Below are 18,290 nucleotides of genomic sequence, written 5' to 3' on the forward strand. Positions count from 1 at the left end.
ACCCCCGGCGGCGAGGCCCACGATCGGACGAGGAGGCAGGGAGGTGGTCCCGTGGGCACCCGTGAGGACGTGACCGAGGAGCTCGCGCCGCCCCCGCCCACCGACTTCGCGCGCCGGGCCGAGCACGGGAGGGCCGCCCGGCGCCGCACCCCGCGGACGTCCCACGCGGGGTGGGCGCCCCCGCCCGACCGCGCCGACCCGGTGGCGCTCCTCGAGGAGCAGGAGGCCACGCGGGTGCCGGAGCTCGTGCCGATCCGGCACCGGCGGATGATGGTCTCGCCGTTCACGTTCTACCGCGGCGCCGCGCTGCTCATGGCCACCGACCTGGCGCGCACCCCCGTGTCGGGGATCGTCACGCAGGTCTGCGGCGACGCGCACCTGTCGAACTTCGGCGTCTTCGGCACGCCGGAGCGGGCCATGGTGTTCGACATCAACGACTTCGACGAGACCCTCCCGGGCCCGTGGGAGTGGGACGTCAAGCGCCTGGCGGCCAGCGTCGAGGTGGCGGGCCGGCACCGCGGGTTCGGCGACGCGGAGCGCCGCGACATCGACCTCGCCGCCGTGCGGGCCTACCGGGAGCGCATGCTGCAGCTGGCCGGCACCGGCGTGCTCGAGGGGTGGTACGACCGCCTCGACACGGACCGCGTCGTGGCGTACGTCGAGGCGGAGCACCGGGCCAGGCGCGTCGGCCGCAAGCAGGTGGAACGGCTGGAGGCGGACCTCGCGAAGGCCCGGACCAAGGACAGCACGCGCGCCACGGCCAAGCTCGTCGAGGTCACCGGCGGCGAGCTGCGCATCGCGGCCAGCCCGCCCCTCGTCGTGCCGATCGAGGACCTGTTCCCCCTCGCCCGCGACCGCGAGCGGGCGGAGGACTGGATGCGGGGCCTCATCTCCTCCTACCTGCCGACGCTCCAGCAGGAGCACCACCCGATGGCGGAGTACACGTACCTGCACATGGCCCGCAAGGTGGTCGGCGTCGGCAGCGTCGGGACGCGCGCGTGGGTGGTGCTGCTGCGCGGCCGCGACGACGCGGACACCCTGGTGCTGCAGGCCAAGCAGGCGGAGGCCTCCGTCCTGGAGCGCTTCCTGCCGCGGAGCCGGTACGACAACCACGGCGAGCGGGTGGTACGCGGGCAGCGTCTCATGCAGGCGGCGGGCGACGTCTTCCTCGGCTGGCAGCGCGTCGCGGGCGTCGACGGCGTCGCCCGCGACTACTACCTCCGCCAGCTCTACGACTGGAAGGGCGGTGTGGACGTGGAGGCGATGAGCGCCGCCGGGGCGCGCACCTACGCCCAGCTCTGCGGCGACGCGCTGGCCCGGGCGCACGCCCGCTCCGGCGACCGCGTCGCCCTCGCCGCCTACCTCGGCGCCAGCGACCGCTTCGACGTGGCGGTCGCCGACTTCGCCGCCGACTACGCGGACCAGAACGACCGCGACTACGCCGCCTTCCTGGACGCCGTCGCCTCCGGGCGGCTGACGGCCTCCGACGCGTGACCGGGTCCCGACCCACCGACCACCGACCGGACCACCTGCAGATCAGGAGCCACCCATGCACACCCGCACCCTCGGACAGGGCCTCGACGTCTCGGCGATCGGCCTCGGCGCCATGGGCATGTCCCAGAGCTACGGCCCCAACCCGGGCAGCCGCGACGACATGATCGGCGTGCTGCGCGGCGCCGTCGAGCGCGGCGTCACGTTCGTCGACACCGCGGAGGTGTACGGCCCCTACGTCAACGAGGAGCTCGTGGGCGAGGCCCTGGAGCCCGTCCGCGACCAGGTGGTGGTCGCCACCAAGTTCGGCTGGGACATCCGCGACGGCCGCGTGGCCGGCCTCGACAGCCGGCCCGAGCAGATCCGTCGCGTCGCCGACGCCTCGCTGCGGCGGCTGCGCACCGACCGGATCGACCTGTTCTACCAGCACCGCGTGGACCCGGACGTGCCGATCGAGGACGTCGCGGGCACGGTCGGCGAGCTGGTCGCGGAGGGCAAGGTGCGCCACCTGGGGCTCTCCGAGGCGTCCGCCGCGACGATCCGCCGGGCGCACGCCGTGCACCCCGTGACCGCCGTGCAGAGCGAGTACTCCCTGTGGACCCGCGACCCGGAGACCGAGGTGCTCGCCACGCTCGCCGAGCTCGGCATCGGGTTCGTCCCGTTCAGCCCGCTGGGCAAGGGCTTCCTCACCGGCACCGTGGACACCGGCACGTCGTTCGCCCAGGGGGACATCCGCCGCACCATCCCCCGGTTCACGGCGGAGAACCGGTCCGCGAACCAGGCCCTGGTCGACCACGTGCGCGCGCTCGCCGCGGCCAAGGGCGCCACCCCCGGCCAGATCGCGCTCGCCTGGCTCCTCGCCCAGCAGCCCTGGGTCGTGCCGATCCCGGGCACCCGCCGCATCGAGCGCGTCGAGGAGAACGCCGCCGCCACGGAGGTGCCGCTGTCGGCCGACGAGCGCGCCGGGCTCGACGCCCTCGCCACCCGCCTCGGCGTGCGGGGGAACCGCTACGACGACGCCGGCATGAGCATGGTCGGGCGCTGACGCCGCCCGGCTACCCCCGGTAGTGCTCCACGACGTCGGCCGGGCGGACCTTCGCCTGCGCCGGGTCGCCGCCGAACTCGCGCGCCGCCTGCCGCTGCCGCAGCAGGTCCCAGCACTGGTCGAGGCGGGTCTCGGTCGCGGCGAGCTCCTCGTGCTCGGTGCTCGCGTCGATCTCCCCCTGCGCGAGCCGGGCGCGCAGCTCGCGCTCGCGGGCGATGAGGTCGCCGATGGTCTGCTGGATGTCGCCGTCGGTGGTCATGCCGGCCCTCCTGCCGCTCTCCCGGGCGCGGTGCCCGGCTCCGACGTCGATCCTCTCGCGCGCGGGCCGTACCGGCAGGGCGACGGACGTCAGGCCGGTTCCTCCGCGGTCGGCAGGGCCGCCCTCGCCGCGTCGCGCACCAGCTCGAAGGTCGCCTCGTCGCGGGCGAGGGCGTCGAGCCGCGCGACCGCGGACGGCGGCAGGGCGCGCCCGCGCAGCCGGTCGAGCGCCTCGACCTGGGTGGGCCACCAGTCGTCGTCGTGCGCCGCGACGAGCAGGGCGTCGACGAGCTCGTCCTCCAGGTCCCCGGCACCGGGCGCGACGGCGAGCGCCGCGGTCGTGACGGCCTCCTGCCGCAGCAGGTCCTCCTGGCGCGGGTCGCGGACGACGGCGAGCAGGGTCCGGACGTAGGCGTCGTCGGCGAACGCCTCGGACCCGTGGACCATCGCGACCAGCCGGTCCGTGCCCCCGCCGGCGCGGAGCGCGGCCTCGACGGCGCGCGGGTCCCGGGGCAGGTCCCGGTCGACGACGGCCGTCGGGTGCGGGGTCCCCGCCGCGGGCGCGAGGAACGCGGCCGCGGCGACCAGCACGAGGACGACGATCAGCGCGGAACGCAGGCCGTAGTGGTCGCCGAGGAAGCCGAGCACCGGCGGCCCCACGAGGAACGAGACGTAGCCGAGGGTGGCGGCGAGGGACACCCGCGCGGCCGGGTTCGGGCCGGAGTCGCCCGCGGCCGACAGCGCCACGGGGAAGCCGAGCGACGCGCCGAGCCCCCACAGGACGGCGGCGCCCGCCGCGACCCACTGCTGGTCCGCGAAGATCACGAGCGCGAGACCGGCCGCCCCCACGACCGCGCTGGCGCACAGCACGGCCGCGCGCCCGAACCGGTCCACGAACCGCCCGCCCACGAACCGGCCGAGCGTCATGGAGGCGGCGAACACGGCGTACACGGCGGACCCGAGGGCCGCGTCGAATCCGTGCCCGTCGACCATGACGAGCGGCAGCCAGTCGTTGGCGGCGCCCTCGGCCAGCGCGAGCGCGAGGATGATGCCGCCGATGAGCAGCAGCCGGGTGTCCTTCCACACGGGCGGCCCGGCGACGACGTCGGCGCGCCGCGCGGCGGGGTCCCGCCGGCCGACGCCCGCGGGGATCGGCCGGATCGCGACCGCGAGCCCGGCGAGCATCACCGCGGCGGCCGCCAGCAGGTGCACGACGACCGGGGACGCGACGGCCGTGAGCACCATCCCGACGGTGGCGCCCACGACGGTGCCGAGGCTGAAGAACCCGTGCATGGCGGGCAGCGCGGAGCGGCCGAGGAGCCGCTCGACCTCCGCGCCCTCGACGTTCAGCGCGATCTCGCCGCCGCCCATGCCGCACCCGACGAGGCCCAGCCCCAGGGCGACCACGGCGCCCGAGCCGAGCGCCGCGCCCACGCCGACCACCCCGACGCCGACCGCCATCGCGCCGACCCCCACCGCCGTGACGGGCCGGGTGCCCCAGCGCGCCACGAGCGGGCCGGAGGCCAGGATGCCGATCATCGACCCCACGGACAGGCCGAACAGGATGAGCCCCATCTGCCCGGTGGTGGCGCCGACGAGGTCGCGCACGTCGGGGGTGCGCGTGACCCACGAGGAGATGGCGATGCCGTTGAGGAAGAAGAGCGCGTACAGCGCGTTGCGGCGCGCGCGGAGGCTGGCGGTCACGAGGGGGGCTCCCGGGTCACGAAGGCGAGTTGTACAAGCGTACACACTTGGGGAGGGCGGCGATGTCGGGGAGGATGGCCGCGTGAGCGGCACACGGCGAGAGGTCCCCAACGACCCCGGGCGGCGGGACCGCATCCTCGACGCCGCGCTGGACGTCGTCGGCGACGTCGGCGTGCACCGCACCACCCACCGCCGGATCGCCGCCCGCGCGCAGGTGCCGCTCGGGTCCGTCACCTACTACTTCGACGGCATGGACGACCTGCTCGCCCAGGCGTTCGCGCGCCTGGCCGACACGATGTCGGTCCAGTACCACCGAGCCCTCGCCGACGCCGCGACGCCCGCCGAGGCGGAGGCCGCCGTCGTCGAGCTCGTCTGCGGGCCCGCCTACGCCACGGCCCGCGAGGTGACGCTCCTGTTCGAGATGTACGCGTACGCCAACCACCACCCGGCCGTGGCCGCGACGATGCGCGCCTGGCTGCTGCGCAGCCGCGCGAGCCTCGGCCTGCACTTCGCCGAGCCGGTGTGCCGCGCCCTCGACGCGCTGATCGAGGGCTGGCCCATGCACCGGGCGTCCGACGACGAGCCCCTGGACCGCGGCCTCGTCGCCGCGACGGTGCACGCGGTGGTCACCGGTCTCGGCGGCGCAGGAGGTGCAGCACCGACCGGTAGTGCTCGGTGACGCGTCCCCCGAGCTCGTCCGCCGCGGCGCCCGCCTCCTCGGCCTCGTCCGCGGTCCAGTCGCTGAAGGTGCGGAAGAGGCGGCGCACCTGGTCCCCGGTGAGCTCGACCGACCACCGCCACCGCTCGGTGCGGACCGGCTCGAACCAGCCGCCGGCACCGAGCTCCGCCATCGTGGGGCGCGCCTCGCGGGCGGGGGCGTCGTCGGGGCCACGGCGCCGGGCGACGATCTCGCCCACACGGTCCCGGAAGGCGGTCCGCACGGCGTCGTCGCCGAAGACGTTGCGCCAGACGGCGAGGCGACCGCCCGGGCGCAGCGCGTCGTGCAGCCTCGGCAGCACCGCGTCGAGGTCCACCCAGTGCATCGCGGTGGCCGCCACGACGGCGTCGAACCCTGCCCGCGGGAAGACGGCGTCCTCCAGCCGGGACACCAGCACCTCCGTGCCGGGCACCGCCTCGCGCAGGAGCGCGGCGAGCCTGGCGCCGGGCTCGAGCGCGACGATGTCCGTCCCCCGGCGGACCAGCTCCGCGGTGGCGAGCCCCGACCCGGCACCCGCCTCGAGCGCGCGGACGCCCGGCCCGGCGGCCCCCTCGGCGACGAGCGCGTCGTACAGCGCGGCGGAGTACGGCGGCCGGGCGGCCGCGTAGGCGTCCGCCATCTGCTCGAAGTGCGTCCCGGACACGCCCCGTCCCCCGTCGCTCGTCGCCGTCAGACCGGGCGACCGGCGCGCTCGAGCCGGAACAGGCGCACCACCCGCCCGGAGTCCCGCTCGTACGCGCGGTAGCCCGGCCACTGCGCCTCGATGCGCTCCCACACGGCGTCCCGTTCCGCGTCGTCCTCGACCAGCGTGGCCCGCACCGGGTAGCGCCGGCCGCGGATGCTCACCGCCGCGTCCGGGTGGGCGAGCAGGTTGTACGTCCAGGCCGGGTGCCGGTCGCGCGCGAACGACGTGCCCGCCACCACGAGCCGCCCCGCGCCCAGCGGCGTGTACATGAGGTAGGTGTCGCGGGGCTCCCCCGACCGCGCCCCGGTCGTGTGCAGCACGAGCGACGGCACCAGCACCGCGCTGAGCTGGAACCGCCCGCGGGTGAGCCGCGCCAGCGCCCGCTCGACGGGCGGCAGCGCCCGCGGCGCCACCGCCCGGAAGGCGCGCGTGCGCGTCACGGGCGCGACGGCGGACCGGACGACGTGCAGCAGGGTGGCCATGCCCCATCCTCACCGGGGCACGGCCACCCTGCGCGGCACGTCGGGCGACGTCACGCGAGCGTGGACGTCACCACCCGGCGGTCGGCGACGGTCACCGCGTACGTCTCGCCCGTGACGAGCAGCGTGGCGCGGGGCGTCGCGGTGCCCGGCAGGTCCCGCTTCTCCGAGCGGCGCGAGCTGGTGATGGCGCCGCCGGTCGCGTGCTGCACGTCCTCGGCGTCGGCGTCGGGCGTGGCGGCCACGTGCGACCCGACCCACACCTCGACGTCGCCGGGCTCGACGACGCGCACGAGGCGGCGGTCGGCGAACGCGAGCCGCGTCGTGGGGACGTCGAACCGCACGACCGCCGACTCCCCCGGCTCCAGCGCCACCCGGTGGTAGGCGAGGAGCTGCGCCACGGGCCGGGTGACCGACCCGTGCACGTCGCGCCCGTAGAGCTGCACGACGTCCGACCCGGCGACCGTCCCCGTGTTCGTGACGCGCACGGCGGCCGCGAAGTCGCCGCCCGCGGCCACCTCGGCGTCGACGTCCAGGTCGGTGTACGCGAACGACGTGTACGACAGGCCGAACCCGAACGGCCGCAGCGGCGTCGAGTCGGTGGACGTGACGTCGGACGGCCCGCCCAGCACGGGGTGCAGGTAGGAGTAGGGCTGCGCGCCCGCCGACCGGGGCAGCGAGACGGGCAGGCGGCCGGACGGGTTGACGGCGCCCGCGATCACGGCGGCGACGGCCGTGCCGCCCTCCTCCCCCGGGAAGAAGGCCTGCAGCACGGCGCCGGGACGGCGGTCGTCGTCGTCCCCGGCGACGTCGAGCGCCCAGTCGATCGCGTACGGGCGGCCGCTGAGCACCACCGTGACGACGGGGGTGCCGGTGGCCAGCACGGCCTCGACGAGGCCCCGCTGCACGCCGGGCAGCTCCAGCGACTCCGCGTCGTTGCCCTCGCCCACGGTGCCGCGGCCGAAGAGGCCCGCGTGGTCGCCCACCACGACGACGGCCACGTCCGAGGACGCGGCGGCCGCGACGGCCTCCGCGAAGCCGGACGTGTCCTCGCCCTCGACGTCGCAGCCGGCGGCGTGCACCAGCTCCGGCTGGGGCAGCCCCGCGGAGCGGAATGCGCCCCCGACCGCCTCGAAGACGGTGGGGATGTGGAAGCCCTTCGGCACCTCGGAGTGGTGCGCCAGCACGTGGTTGGCGAACGAGTAGCAGCCCATGAGGGCGTCGCTGCGGTGCGCGTTGGGGCCGACGACGGCGACGCGCGCGGGCGCGGCGCTCCATCCCTTCAGGGGCAGCACGCCGTCGTTGGTGAGCAGGACGAGCGACTCCTCGGCGAGGCGGCGGGCCACGTCGCGGTGCGCGGGCGAGTCGAGGTCGACGACCGCCGGCGGCTCGCCGGCGAAGGCGTCCTCGTCGAGCAGCCCGAGCTCCTCCTTCTGCGCGAGGGCGCGCAGCACGGCGCGGTCCACGTACCGCTCGTCGAGCCCGCCCGCGCGGACGAGCTCGGCGAGCGGCTCGAGGTACGCGTCGCCCGACGGCAGCTCGATGTCGAGGCCGGCCTCGAGCGCCTGGGCGGCGGCCTCGCCACGGTCGGCGGCCACGCGGTGCATCACCTCGAGGAAGGCGACGCCGAAGTAGTCGGCGACGACGGTGCCGTCGAAGCCCCACCGCTCGCGCAGGATCTCCGTGAGGTGCTCCGCGCTGGCGTGCATCGGCACGCCGTCGACGTCGACGTACGACGCCATGACGGACCGCACGCCGCCGTCGCGCACCGCCATCTCGAACGGCGGCAGGTAGACGTCGGCCATCTCGCGGGGGCCCGCCGAGACGGGCGCGTGGTTGCGCCCGGCGCGGGAGCCGGAGTACCCGACGAAGTGCTTGAGCGTGGCGTGCACGCCGGCGTCCTGCAGGCCGCGCACGTAGGCGGTGCCGACCGTGCCGACGAGGTACGGGTCCTCGCCGATGCACTCGTCGACGCGGCCCCAGCGGGGGTCGCGGACGACGTCGAGCACGGGGGCGAGCCCCTGGTGCACGCCCAGCTCGCGCATCGAGGCGCCGATGACGCGGCCCATCTCGGCCACGAGCTCCGGGTCGAACGACGCGCCCCACGCCAGCGGGGTCGGGAACGTCGCGGCCTTCCACGCGGACAGGCCGGTGAGGCACTCCTCGTGCACGAGGGCGGGGATGCCGAGCCGGGTCTCGCGGCGCAGGCGCTGCTGCTCCGCCCACAGCCAGGCGGCCCGCTCGGCCGGGTCCACCGGCCGGGTGCCGTACACGCGGGTGTAGTGGCCGATGCCGTGGCGGGTGATCTCCTCGAGCCGGCCGCCGTCGCCGGCCGCCATCTCCCCCTGCATCGGTGCCACCACCTCGCCGCCCTGGTCGAGCCAGTACCCGACGAGCTGCGCGAGCTTCTCCTCGAGCGTCATCCGGGCGTGCAGCGCGCGGACGCGCTCGGTCACGACGGGCGTCGCGGGCAGCGGGGGCTGCGCGGCGGGCGCGGGCGTCGCGGGGGCGTGGGTCACGTGCTCTCCTTCGGTCATCCCTTCACGGCTCCCTGCAGGCCGTTCACGATGCGCTTCTGCATCGCGAGGAAGAACACCAGCGCAGGGATCATCGCCAGCGTCGTGAAGGCGAACACTCCCGCGGTGTCGGCCGAGTGCTCCGAGGAGAAGTCGGCGACGCCGAGGGGCAGCGTCCGCATGTCGCCCTGCAGCAGGAGCAGCGGCAGGAGGTAGGCGTTCCAGGACCCGACGAACGCGAGCACGCCGACGGTCACCATCCCGGGCCCCGACAGGGGCACGAGGATCCGCCAGAAGAACCCGATCCGGCTGGCGCCGTCGAGCTGCGCCGCCTCCTCGAGCTCGGCGGGCAGCGCCATGAGGAACGGGCGCAGGATCACGACCGTCATGGGCAGCGCGAACGCCGCCTGCGGCAGCGCGACGCCCCACCAGGTGTTGCCCATCTGGTAGTTCTGCGTCACGAGGATGAACAGCGGGATGATCGCCACCGTGGCGGGGAACAGCAGCCCGATGACGAACACCAGGAACAGCGCCTCGCGCCCCTTGAACCGGTAGCGCGCCAGCGGGTACGCGGCCATCACGCCGAACACGACCACGACGGCGGTGGTGAGCACGGCGATGATCGTCGAGTTGAGGAAGTAGCCCCAGAACGGCGACCCGGGCGCGAGCACCTTCGCGTAGTTGGACAGCACCCAGGGGCTGGGCATCGCGGCCGGGTCCTCGGCGATCTGCGCGTTGGTGCGGAACCCGCCGAGCACCCCGTAGAGCACGGGGCCGAGGGTCACGGCCACCACCACGAGGGCGATCGCGTAGACGAGGACGTTGCCGCCGCCGGCGCGTCTGCGGCTCATCGGTCGGCCTCCTGGGTGTCACGGCGCAGCACGAAGCGCTGGTAGGCGAGGGCGAGCACCAGGGCGACGACGAACAGCACCACCGAGGCGGCGCCGGCGATGCCGAAGTTCTGCCGCTTGGTGCCCTCGTTGACCAGGAACGTGGCCATCGTGGTGGTCGCGTTGGCGGGGCCGCCGCCGGTGAGGATCCACACCATGTCGAAGAGCTGCAGCGAGCCGATCATCGACAGGAACCCCCACGTGCGCATGGTCGGCCCGAGCAGGGGGATGGTGATGCGGCGCTGCACCTGCCACCAGGTGGCGCCGTCGAGCTGGGCGGCCTCGTACAGCTCCTCGGGCACGCCCTGCAGGCCGGCGAGGAAGAGGATCACGGCCAGGCCCAGGTACTTCCAGGTGAGCACGACGAGCACGGTCCACAGGGCGTACTCGGGGGTGCCGAGGAAGCCCTGCTCCGGCCCGTGCAGCCCGACGGCCGCGAGCATCGTGTCGATGACGCCGTACTCCGGCTGCAGCAGCTGGAACCAGACGACGCCCGCGATGACCTCCGCCAGCACGAACGGGACGAAGATGATGGTGCGCAGCAGGCCCTGGCCCCACATCTTGCGGTTGAGCAGCAGCGCGATCGCGAGGCCGAGGGGAAGCTGCAGCAGGATCGAGCCCACCACGATGACGAGGTTGTGCACGACGGCGTCCGTGAAGACCTCGTTGGTCAGCACCGAGACGTAGTTGCGCAGGCCGACGAAGTCGACCATCGGGCCGAAGCCCTTCCACCTGTACAGCGACATCTGCACGGCCGTGGCGATCGGGACCACCACGAAGGCCACCAGGAGCGCGAGGGCCGGCGTCACGAAGAGGGCGATCTCCGCCCGCTTGCGCCACACCGCGGCCGTGCTGCGGTGCCCGTGCGGACGGCGGTCCGCCGACCGTGCGGAGGCACGGTCGGCGGACCGGAGGACGGTGTCCGTCATCGGCCGGTCACTGGTCCGCTTCGGCCGCGGACTGCACCGCGTCGACGACGTCCTGCGGGGTCGCCTTGCCGGCGAACTGCAGGGCGATCTCGTCGTTCATCGCGCCGCCCACGGAGGTGCCGAGCAGCGTGTCCAGGTAGAGCTGGATCGACGGGGCGTTGTCGCGCACGTCGAGGAGCTCGGCGAGCGCCGGGTCGGAGACCGACGACGACGCCGTCGGGTTGGTCGGCAGGCCCATGTCGAGCTCGGCGAAGCCCTTCTGCACCTCGTCGCTCAGCAGGTACTGCGCGAAGTCGACCGCCACGTCCGGCGCGTCCTTCGACACGGCCCACGCGTCGCCGCCGCCCATCTGGGCGCCGTCGGTGCCCTGCTGGCCCTCGATGGACGGGTACGGGAACCAGCCCGTGTCGTCGCCGAGGCCGTTGCCGTCCTCGGTGAGGCCCTGCATGACGCCGGGCTCCCAGTGGCCGGCCAGCTCCATCGCGACCTTGCCGGTGGCGAGCAGGCCGGACGCCGACGTCGGGCCGGACTGCGCCGGGGTGGTGAGGAAGCCCTTGTTGAAGGGCTGGGTGGCGATGAGCTCGTCGAGGGTGTCGCCGGCCTTGACGAAGCACGGGTCGGAGTAGTCGACGTCCTTGATCGCCGCGTCGAGCGTGTCCGCGGAGCACTGCCGGATCACGTTGTAGTACCAGTAGTGCGCGGCCGGCCACTTGTCGCCGGCGCCCACGGACACGGGCGTGACGTCCGCGGCCTTCAGCTTGTCGAAGTCGGCGTACAGCTCGTCCATCGTGGTGGGGGTCTCGGTGATCCCCGCCTTGTCGAAGAGCGACTTGTTGTACCAGAAGCCGACGACGCCGATGGAGAACGGCAGCGCGTAGGACGCGCCGTCCACCTGGAAGCCGGACATGTACGGCTCGATGGTGCTGATCGTGTCGGCGGCGGGCTCGGAGATGTCCTTGAGCAGGCCGGCCTCGACGTGGGAGGCGAGCTCGCCGCCGCCGCGCTCCATGAACACGTCGGGGGCGTCGCCGGCCTGGAAGGCGGCGTCGAGCTTGGTCAGCATGTCCTCGTGCTGCATGGCGCTGACCTTGACGGTCGTGCCGGGGTGGTCCTTCTCGAAGTCGGCGGCGACCTTGTCGTAGTACTCCTTGCCCTCGCCGGTGTTCGAGTTGTGCCACCACGTGATCGTGCTGGCGTCGGCCGTGCTGCCGCCGTCGTCGCCGCCCTGGGAGCCGCTGCCCTGGCCCGCGCAGGCGGCGCCCAGGAGCGCCACGGTGGTCCCGAGCGCGACCGCGGTGGCGCCGCGCATGATCCTCGTCCTCGTCATCATCGATCCCTTGTCTTCGTCGACGGGCACGGCAGCGGCGCTGCCGCGAGGTGGTGAGTGCCTGAGCACGAGAGTGGCAGGCGCCCGGCCGATTCGTCAATCGTTGTCGATAACGATTTCGAAACCTCACCCCTTCGCCCTCCAGACGGCGGGCGAGCCGCGTGACGGGCGCGCCCGTGCCGCATACTGTCGACTCGTGAGCACCGCCGCCGACCCGCCCGCCGCGGGTGTCCCCGCCCCCGCACCGGGTCGCGTCACCATCTCCGACGTGGCGCGCGTCGCCGGCGTCTCGGTGGCCACCGTGTCGAAGGTGGTGAACAGCCGGTACGGCGTCGCGGCGGCCACCTCGGAGCGGGTGCTGGCCGTCGTCGAGGACCTCGGCTACGAGTCCTCCCTGGTGGCGCGCAGCCTGCGCCGCACCAGCACCAACGTCATCGGCGTCCTCGTCGCCGAGTTCGAGCCGTACTCCACCGAGCTGCTCAAGGGCATCTCCGCCGCCGTCGACGGCACCGGGTACGAGCTCCTCGCCTACGCCGGCCGCACCGACGGCGGCGCGCAGGCCGGCTGGGAGCGGCGGTCGCTGTCCCGGCTCGCCGGGACGCTCGTGGACGCGGCGATCGTCGTGACGCCCACGATGGTGATGTCGCCCGACTCCCCCGTCCCCGTCGTCGCGGTCGACCCGCACACCGGGCCGGAGGGCACCCCCACCGTCGACTCCGACAACACGACCGGCGCCCGCGAGGCCGTCGAGCACCTCATCGCCCTCGGGCACCGGCGCATCGCCCACCTGGGCGGCCGCCCGGACCTGGAGTCCGCCCGCCTGCGCGAGCTCGGCTACCGGCAGGCCCTGGATGCCGCGGGCATCCCGGTCGACCCGCTGCTCGTCAAGGTCGGCGGCTACCGCCCGGACCTCGCCGACGCGCCCGTCCGCTCCCTGCTCGACCGCCCCGACCGGCCCACCGCCGTGTTCGCCGCCAACGACCTGTCCGCCATCCGCGTGCTCGAGGTCGCCCAGGAGCTGGGCCTGCGCGTCCCCGACGACCTGTCCGTCGTCGGCTTCGACAACGTCCCCGAGTCCTGGGGCAGCACTCCCCCGCTCACCACCGTCGCGCAGCCCATGCACCGCATGGGTGCCGAGGCCCTGCGCCTCGTCCTCGACCTCCTGGAGGGCACCGCCCGCGAGCGCCACCTGCGCCTGCCCACGTCCCTCGTCGTCCGCTCCTCGACGGCGCCCCCGCCGAGCTAGTCCCGATCGTGCCGAGGTAGGTCAGCGGACGACGAACGTCGCGGCGTCCGGGAACATCACCGGCGGCGCGTCGACGCCGCAGAACGAGAGGTAGCTGCGGGCGTAGCCGCCGTCGGGATGCTCGGGGTCGACGGCGACCACACCGCCGGCGTCGGCCACGACGCCGGCCGCGGAGAACCGGGCGCCGCCGGTGGCGTCGGCCTCGAGCACCGTCCCGTCGGGCAGGGTGACGACGTAGCGGCCGACGGGCTCGGCGCTGTCGACGGCCTCCGTCCCGTCCGGCCAGAACACCACGTGCTCGACGCCGTCGATCGCGGCGACCAGGCACCCGTCCTCCGGCGCACGCAGCTCGCCGTCGAGCGGCACAGGGTCCGCCTGGAAGTGCGGGCGCAGCTCGGGCTCGTCGAGGGCCCCGACCTGCGGCGTGCCGAAGCCGACGGCCTCGTCGTCCAGGGCGTCGTCGTCGAGGAGCTCGCAGCCGGCCAGCAGCGCCGTCAGTCCGAGGACGCCGCCCACCACGCGCGCACCGGTGCTCCGCATGACGGGAGCGTAGGACGCTGCGTCAGCGCGTGCGACCGTGCCGGCGCTCGGGCTCGCGCGGGCCGCGGCGGGCGAGGTAGCGCTGCCGCAGCCGCACCACGACGAACCACAGCACGAGCAGCCCGATGACCACGAGCACGGCGTTGGAGATGATGCCGCTCCACTGCTCCAGCACGGGCTCGATGGCGGGGCCGAAGGCGTAGCCCAGGCCCACCCAGATGGCGTTCCAGACGCCGGAGCCGATGGCGGTGTAGAGCGTGAACGACCAGAACGGCATGCGCTCGATGCCGGCGGGGATGGAGATGAAGCTGCGCACCAGCGGCACGCAGCGGCCGGCGAGCACGGCGATGCGGCCCCACCTGGCGAAGAACGCCTCGGCCTTGTCGAAGTCGGTCCCGTCCATCAGGGGGATGGCGTCGACGATGGCGCGGGTGCGGTGGCGGCCCAGCGCGAGCCCCAGGCCCCACCAGATCCAGGCGCCGACGACGGCGCCCGCGGTCGCCGCGGCGATGGCGAGCCAGGCGTTCATCTGGCCGTCGTAGGCGAGGAAGCCGGCGGCGGGCAGCACGGCCTCGGACGGGATGGGCGGGATGAACGTCTCGAGCAGGACGGCGGCGCCGACGCCGACCTCGCCGAGCGTGGTCATCAGGCCGAGCACCCAGCCGATGAAGCCGTCGTACCCCTGGGCGGGGTCGGTCGTCGCCGCGACGGCCAGGGCCTGGACGGCGCCGCTCACGGGGCGGTCCCGGCGTCGAGGGCGGCACGGGTCGCGGCGACCACGTCGGGGTCGGTGACGTCGTAGCCGCTGGCTCCGCCGCCGCCGGGGCCGCCGTCGGCGACCACGGTGCGACGCGCGGAGAGGTGGACGGCGTGCACGCCGGCCGCGACGAGGGCGGGCAGGTCCTCGACCCGGACGCCGCCGCCGGCCATGATCTCGACGCCGAGCTCGCGGCCGCGGCCGGCGAGGGCGGCGAGCGCGTCCAGGCCCTCTCCCGCGCGCGGCGCCCCGCCCGAGGTCAGCACGCGCCGCACGCCGGCGGACGCGAGCACCTCCAGCACGTCGACGGGCCGCGCGACCTGGTCGATCGCGCGGTGGAAGGTCACCTCGGCGTCGCCGGCCGCGGCGACGAACGCCGCGAGCGCCGCGGAGTCGACCTCGCCGGCCGGGGTCATCGCGCCGACGACGACGCCGTCGGCGCCGGCGTCGAGCACGGAGCGCACGTCGCGCACCTGGACGTCGGTCTCCTCGGCCGAGAAGACGAACCCGCCGGCGCGGGGCCGCACGAGCACGTGCACGCCCACGCCGGTGCCGCGCAGCGCGTCGGCGACGGCGGCGACCATCCCCGTGGACGGGGTGAGGCCGCCGGTGCCCGCGAGCGCCGCGCACAGCTCGAGCCGGTCGGCCCCGCCCGCGGCGGCGACGCGCGCGCCGGCCACGTCCTGCACGGCGATCTCGAGGGCGACGGCCCGGGGGCCGGTCGCCGGGCCGGGGACCGGCGCGGGGGAGGGTGAGGTCGACGGGTCGGCAGTCACGGCGGCGAGTCTACGGGGGCGGGCGTGTCGGCGACCGGGGCGACCTGTGACGGGACGGTGCGCGTCGGACGGGTCGCGACGCGGGGTGGCCGGGAGGTCCGCCGTCGTCCCCGGGTGGCAGGATCGCCGCGTGCCCTCCTACCGCGTGACGCTCGGCGTCGGCCTCCTGCAACCGGGCGTCGACCCTGCCGACGTGCTGCCGGCCGCGGCCGGCGCGGCCCGCGACCTCGTGACCGTCGAGGCGTTCGACGTCGGGGTCGTGCGCGGGCGGGCGCGCGTGACGGTGCGCTTCACGGCCGACGACGACGCGGCCGCGCACCGCGTGGCGGACGCCGTGCACGACCGGGTCGACGCGCTGGCGGACACCTTCGGCGCCGTGCTCACCCGCCGGTGGGGCAACCGCTGGCAGCCCGCCTGACGCGGGCGAGCCCGCCGACCCCGAGGGGCGCGGCGGGCTCGTCGGCCGGGCGGCGCGAGGGCCGGCCGGGCCTCACTGGCCGAAGGACTCCAGCAGGATCCTGCGCTCCTCGTCCGTGAGGTTGGTGCTGACCAGGGTCGCATTGATGCCGTGCAGGCGCTCCCCCAGGCGGTCGGGGTCGATCGGCTCGGTCACGACGAACAGCGCCGACGTGCCGGGCACGATCTCCTTCTTCATCGTCTCAAGGTCCTTGCCGGTGATGCCCACGTCGGACAGCGACCGGGTGATGCCGGCGATCACGGCGCCCGCAGCGGCGCCCAGGACCGGCAGGAAGAACAGCGCGCCGAGCAGGAGGCCCCAGACGGCGCCCCAGCCGGTGGCCTTGGCGGTGTCGTCGTGCGAGCCGTGGGTGTCCGGCTTCGCCGCACCCTCCGGCCAGGTCACCACCGCGTGGTCGACGACCTTCACGAGGCCGTCGGCCTCGCCGCCCTTGAGGGCCTTGAAGGCGCGGTCGGCGCCGTCCGGGTCGTCGAACTTCCAGACCGTGAAATTCGCCATGCGTCCCTCTCCTACGCCAGGCCGGGCCCGTTCCCGGCTGGTCGTCATCCTGGCAGCGCGCGCGGGCCGCGCAACCGCTGCGGCGGGTGGACTCCTGAACCGTTCCAAGCGGCGCCGCCCCCGGGGCGCGGCCGACAGGCGGTCGCCGTGGCTGGCCGCCGGGGAGGTCAGTACCGTTGAGCCCATGACCTCCTCCCCCGTCGATCCCACCACCACGACCTCCTGGGGCGACCTCTACGCCCACTACCAGGAGTTCCGGGGCGACCTGCGCGGCTGGTTCGCCGACGACCCGGGCCGCGCCGAGCGCATGACCCACGTCGCGGGCGACCTGCACGTCGACCTGTCGAAGAACCTCGCGACGGACGAGACCCTGGACCTGCTGGTCCGGCTCGCCCACGAGGTGCACCTGCCGGAGCGCATCGAGGCGATGTTCACCGGCGAGCACATCAACGTCACCGAGGACCGTGCGGTGCTGCACACGGCGCTGCGCCGCGCGCCGGGCACGCAGCCGCGGCTGGTGGTCGACGGGCAGGACGTGGACGCCGACGTGCAGGCCGAGCTCGACAAGCTCGGCGCGTTCGCCGACCAGGTCCGCGACGGGTCGTGGACGGGCGTGACCGGCAAGCCGGTGCGCACGGTGGTGAACATCGGCATCGGCGGCTCCGACCTCGGGCCGGTCATGGTCTACGAGGCGCTCAAGCCGTACGGCCGCGCGGACCTCGAGGCCCGCTTCGTGTCGAACATCGACCCGACGGACGTCGCGCAGAAGACGGCCGACCTCGACCCGGAGACCACGCTGTTCATCGTGGCCTCGAAGACGTTCGGCACCCTCGAGACGCTCACCAACGCACGCCTCGCCCGCGCCTGGCTCTGGGAGGGCCTGGTCGCGGCGGGCGCCATCGAGGACACGGACGAGGCCCGCCAGGCCGCCGTCGGGAAGCACTTCGTCGCCGTCTCCACCGCGCTCGACAAGGTCGCGGCCTTCGGCATCGACCCGGCCAACGCCTTCGGCTTCTGGGACTGGGTGGGCGGCCGCTACTCCGTGGACTCCGCGATCGGCACGTCGCTCGCGATCGCGTTCGGCCCCGACGTCTTCCGCGACCTCCTCGCGGGCTTCCGCACCGTCGACGAGCACTTCCGCAGCACGCCGTTCGAGGCCAACGTCCCCGTCCTCATGGGGATGATGAACGTCTGGTACGGCAACTTCCTCGGCGCGCACACGCACGCCGTGCTGCCCTACGCCCAGCAGCTGCACCGGTTCCCGGCCTACCTGCAGCAGCTCACGATGGAGTCGAACGGCAAGTCCGTGCGCTCGGACGGTTCCCCGGTCACGACGCAGACGGGCGAGGTCTTCTGGGGCGAGCCGGGCACCAACGGGCAGCACGCGTTCTACCAGCTCATCCACCAGGGCACGCGCCTCATCCCCGCCGACTTCATCGCCGTCGCGACCCCCGCCTACCCGCTGGCGGACGCCGAGGGCGACGGCAAGGCCGTGGCGCCGGGCGCCGACGTGCACGAGCTGTTCCTCGCGAACTTCTTCGCCCAGACCAAGGCCCTGGCCTTCGGCAAGACGGCGGACGAGGTGCGCGCCGAGGGCACGCCCGAGGAGATCGTCGCCGCGCGCGTCTTCTCCGGCAACCGGCCCACGACGTCGATCGTCGCGCCGTCGCTCACGCCGTCGGTGCTGGGCCAGCTCGTGGCCCTGTACGAGCACATCACGTTCGTCCAGGGCGTCGTGTGGGGCATCGACAGCTTCGACCAGTGGGGCGTGGAGCTGGGCAAGAAGCTCGCCCTCGAGATCGCGCCGGCGGTCTCCGGCGACGACGCCGCCCTCGCCGCGCAGGACTCCTCCACCCAGGCGCTGATCCGCTACTACCGCGAGCACCGCGCCTGAGCCACGTCGCGGGCGGGTGAAATCCCGGCAGGGGGCGGGCGGGGTGCCGTGCACGGTGC

Annotated in this window: 18 protein-coding genes; 6 read left to right on the forward strand and 12 right to left on the reverse strand. The window is 74.7% G+C overall.

Going from position 1 to position 18,290, the window contains the following annotated elements:
• Positions 1-51: 51 nt before the first annotated feature.
• Both ACFU9A_RS19415 and ACFU9A_RS19420 read left to right on the forward strand, forming a co-directional pair.
• Positions 52-1,494 carry a DUF2252 domain-containing protein gene (locus ACFU9A_RS19415; protein ID WP_430576927.1) on the forward strand — a complete coding sequence of 481 codons (1,443 nt, stop codon included), beginning with the start codon at positions 52-54 and terminating at the stop codon, positions 1,492-1,494.
• Positions 1,495-1,549: 55 nt separating this feature from the next.
• Positions 1,550-2,536 (forward strand): aldo/keto reductase, encoded by a 987-nt coding sequence (locus ACFU9A_RS19420; protein ID WP_430576928.1) that lies wholly within the window; start codon positions 1,550-1,552, stop codon positions 2,534-2,536.
• Between the two features lie 10 nt (positions 2,537-2,546).
• Here ACFU9A_RS19420 and ACFU9A_RS19425 read toward each other — a convergent pair whose 3' ends face one another.
• Both ACFU9A_RS19425 and ACFU9A_RS19430 read right to left on the reverse strand, forming a co-directional pair.
• Positions 2,547-2,795, reverse strand: coding sequence for a DUF2630 family protein (locus ACFU9A_RS19425; protein WP_430576929.1), 249 nt, complete (start codon positions 2,793-2,795; stop codon positions 2,547-2,549).
• Between the two features lie 89 nt (positions 2,796-2,884).
• Positions 2,885-4,633, reverse strand: coding sequence for an MFS transporter (locus tag ACFU9A_RS19430; RefSeq protein ID WP_430576930.1), 1,749 nt, complete (start codon positions 4,631-4,633; stop codon positions 2,885-2,887).
• Between ACFU9A_RS19430 and ACFU9A_RS19435 the strand changes: the two genes are divergently transcribed.
• On the forward strand, positions 4,581-5,177 hold the full coding sequence (locus ACFU9A_RS19435) for a TetR/AcrR family transcriptional regulator (protein WP_430576931.1): 597 nt from the start codon (positions 4,581-4,583) through the stop codon (positions 5,175-5,177). The two genes, ACFU9A_RS19430 and ACFU9A_RS19435, sit on opposite strands and share 53 nt — an antisense overlap.
• Here the strand turns inward: ACFU9A_RS19435 and ACFU9A_RS19440 are convergent.
• The 6 genes from ACFU9A_RS19440 to ACFU9A_RS19465 are packed head-to-tail and all read right to left on the reverse strand — an operon-like array spanning position 5,125 to position 12,042.
• Entirely contained in the window at positions 5,125-5,859 is a 735-nt protein-coding gene (locus tag ACFU9A_RS19440; protein ID WP_430576932.1) for a class I SAM-dependent methyltransferase, read from the reverse strand. The genes ACFU9A_RS19435 and ACFU9A_RS19440 overlap by 53 nt on opposite strands.
• Before the next feature lie 26 nt (positions 5,860-5,885).
• Positions 5,886-6,383, reverse strand: coding sequence for a nitroreductase family deazaflavin-dependent oxidoreductase (locus tag ACFU9A_RS19445; protein WP_430576933.1), 498 nt, complete (start codon positions 6,381-6,383; stop codon positions 5,886-5,888).
• A 50-nt stretch (positions 6,384-6,433) separates the two neighbouring features.
• On the reverse strand, positions 6,434-8,917 hold the full coding sequence (locus ACFU9A_RS19450) for a beta-glucosidase (RefSeq protein WP_430576934.1): 2,484 nt from the start codon (positions 8,915-8,917) through the stop codon (positions 6,434-6,436).
• Positions 8,914-9,747 carry a carbohydrate ABC transporter permease gene (locus ACFU9A_RS19455; protein ID WP_430576935.1) on the reverse strand — a complete coding sequence of 278 codons (834 nt, stop codon included), beginning with the start codon at positions 9,745-9,747 and terminating at the stop codon, positions 8,914-8,916. Before ACFU9A_RS19455 ends, ACFU9A_RS19450 begins: the two co-directional genes overlap by 4 nt.
• Positions 9,744-10,715, reverse strand: coding sequence for a carbohydrate ABC transporter permease (locus tag ACFU9A_RS19460; protein WP_430576936.1), 972 nt, complete (start codon positions 10,713-10,715; stop codon positions 9,744-9,746). The genes ACFU9A_RS19455 and ACFU9A_RS19460 overlap by 4 nt, the downstream gene beginning before the upstream one ends.
• A gap of 7 nt (positions 10,716-10,722) precedes the next feature.
• On the reverse strand, positions 10,723-12,042 hold the full coding sequence (locus tag ACFU9A_RS19465) for an ABC transporter substrate-binding protein (protein WP_430576937.1): 1,320 nt from the start codon (positions 12,040-12,042) through the stop codon (positions 10,723-10,725).
• Positions 12,043-12,238: 196 nt separating this feature from the next.
• On the opposite strand from ACFU9A_RS19465, the gene ACFU9A_RS19470 reads away from it, so the two are divergent.
• Entirely contained in the window at positions 12,239-13,288 is a 1,050-nt protein-coding gene (locus ACFU9A_RS19470) for a LacI family DNA-binding transcriptional regulator (RefSeq protein WP_430576938.1), read from the forward strand.
• A 21-nt stretch (positions 13,289-13,309) separates the two neighbouring features.
• On the opposite strand, the gene ACFU9A_RS19475 is transcribed toward ACFU9A_RS19470, so the two are convergent.
• The 3 genes from ACFU9A_RS19475 to ACFU9A_RS19485 form a co-directional block, all read right to left on the reverse strand.
• Positions 13,310-13,828 (reverse strand): hypothetical protein, encoded by a 519-nt coding sequence (locus tag ACFU9A_RS19475; RefSeq protein ID WP_430576939.1) that lies wholly within the window; start codon positions 13,826-13,828, stop codon positions 13,310-13,312.
• A 22-nt stretch (positions 13,829-13,850) separates the two neighbouring features.
• Entirely contained in the window at positions 13,851-14,474 is a 624-nt protein-coding gene (locus ACFU9A_RS19480) for a DedA family protein (RefSeq protein WP_430576981.1), read from the reverse strand.
• A gap of 86 nt (positions 14,475-14,560) precedes the next feature.
• The gene (locus ACFU9A_RS19485; protein WP_430576982.1) at positions 14,561-15,280 is read right to left on the reverse strand and encodes a copper homeostasis protein CutC; all 720 of its coding nucleotides are present in this window, start codon (positions 15,278-15,280) and stop codon (positions 14,561-14,563) included.
• 211 nt (positions 15,281-15,491) lie between these two features.
• On the opposite strand from ACFU9A_RS19485, the gene ACFU9A_RS19490 reads away from it, so the two are divergent.
• Positions 15,492-15,779, forward strand: coding sequence for a hypothetical protein (locus ACFU9A_RS19490; protein ID WP_430576940.1), 288 nt, complete (start codon positions 15,492-15,494; stop codon positions 15,777-15,779).
• 72 nt (positions 15,780-15,851) lie between these two features.
• Here the strand turns inward: ACFU9A_RS19490 and ACFU9A_RS19495 are convergent, their stop codons facing one another.
• Positions 15,852-16,337 (reverse strand): DUF1269 domain-containing protein, encoded by a 486-nt coding sequence (locus ACFU9A_RS19495; protein ID WP_430576941.1) that lies wholly within the window; start codon positions 16,335-16,337, stop codon positions 15,852-15,854.
• A 184-nt stretch (positions 16,338-16,521) separates the two neighbouring features.
• On the opposite strand from ACFU9A_RS19495, the gene pgi reads away from it, so the two are divergent.
• The gene (gene pgi / locus ACFU9A_RS19500; protein WP_430576942.1) at positions 16,522-18,231 is read left to right on the forward strand and encodes a glucose-6-phosphate isomerase; all 1,710 of its coding nucleotides are present in this window, start codon (positions 16,522-16,524) and stop codon (positions 18,229-18,231) included.
• Positions 18,232-18,290 lie beyond the last annotated feature (59 nt).

The organism is Isoptericola sp. NPDC057653 (assembly GCF_042799955.1).
Lineage (GTDB): Bacteria > Actinomycetota > Actinomycetes > Actinomycetales > Cellulomonadaceae > Isoptericola.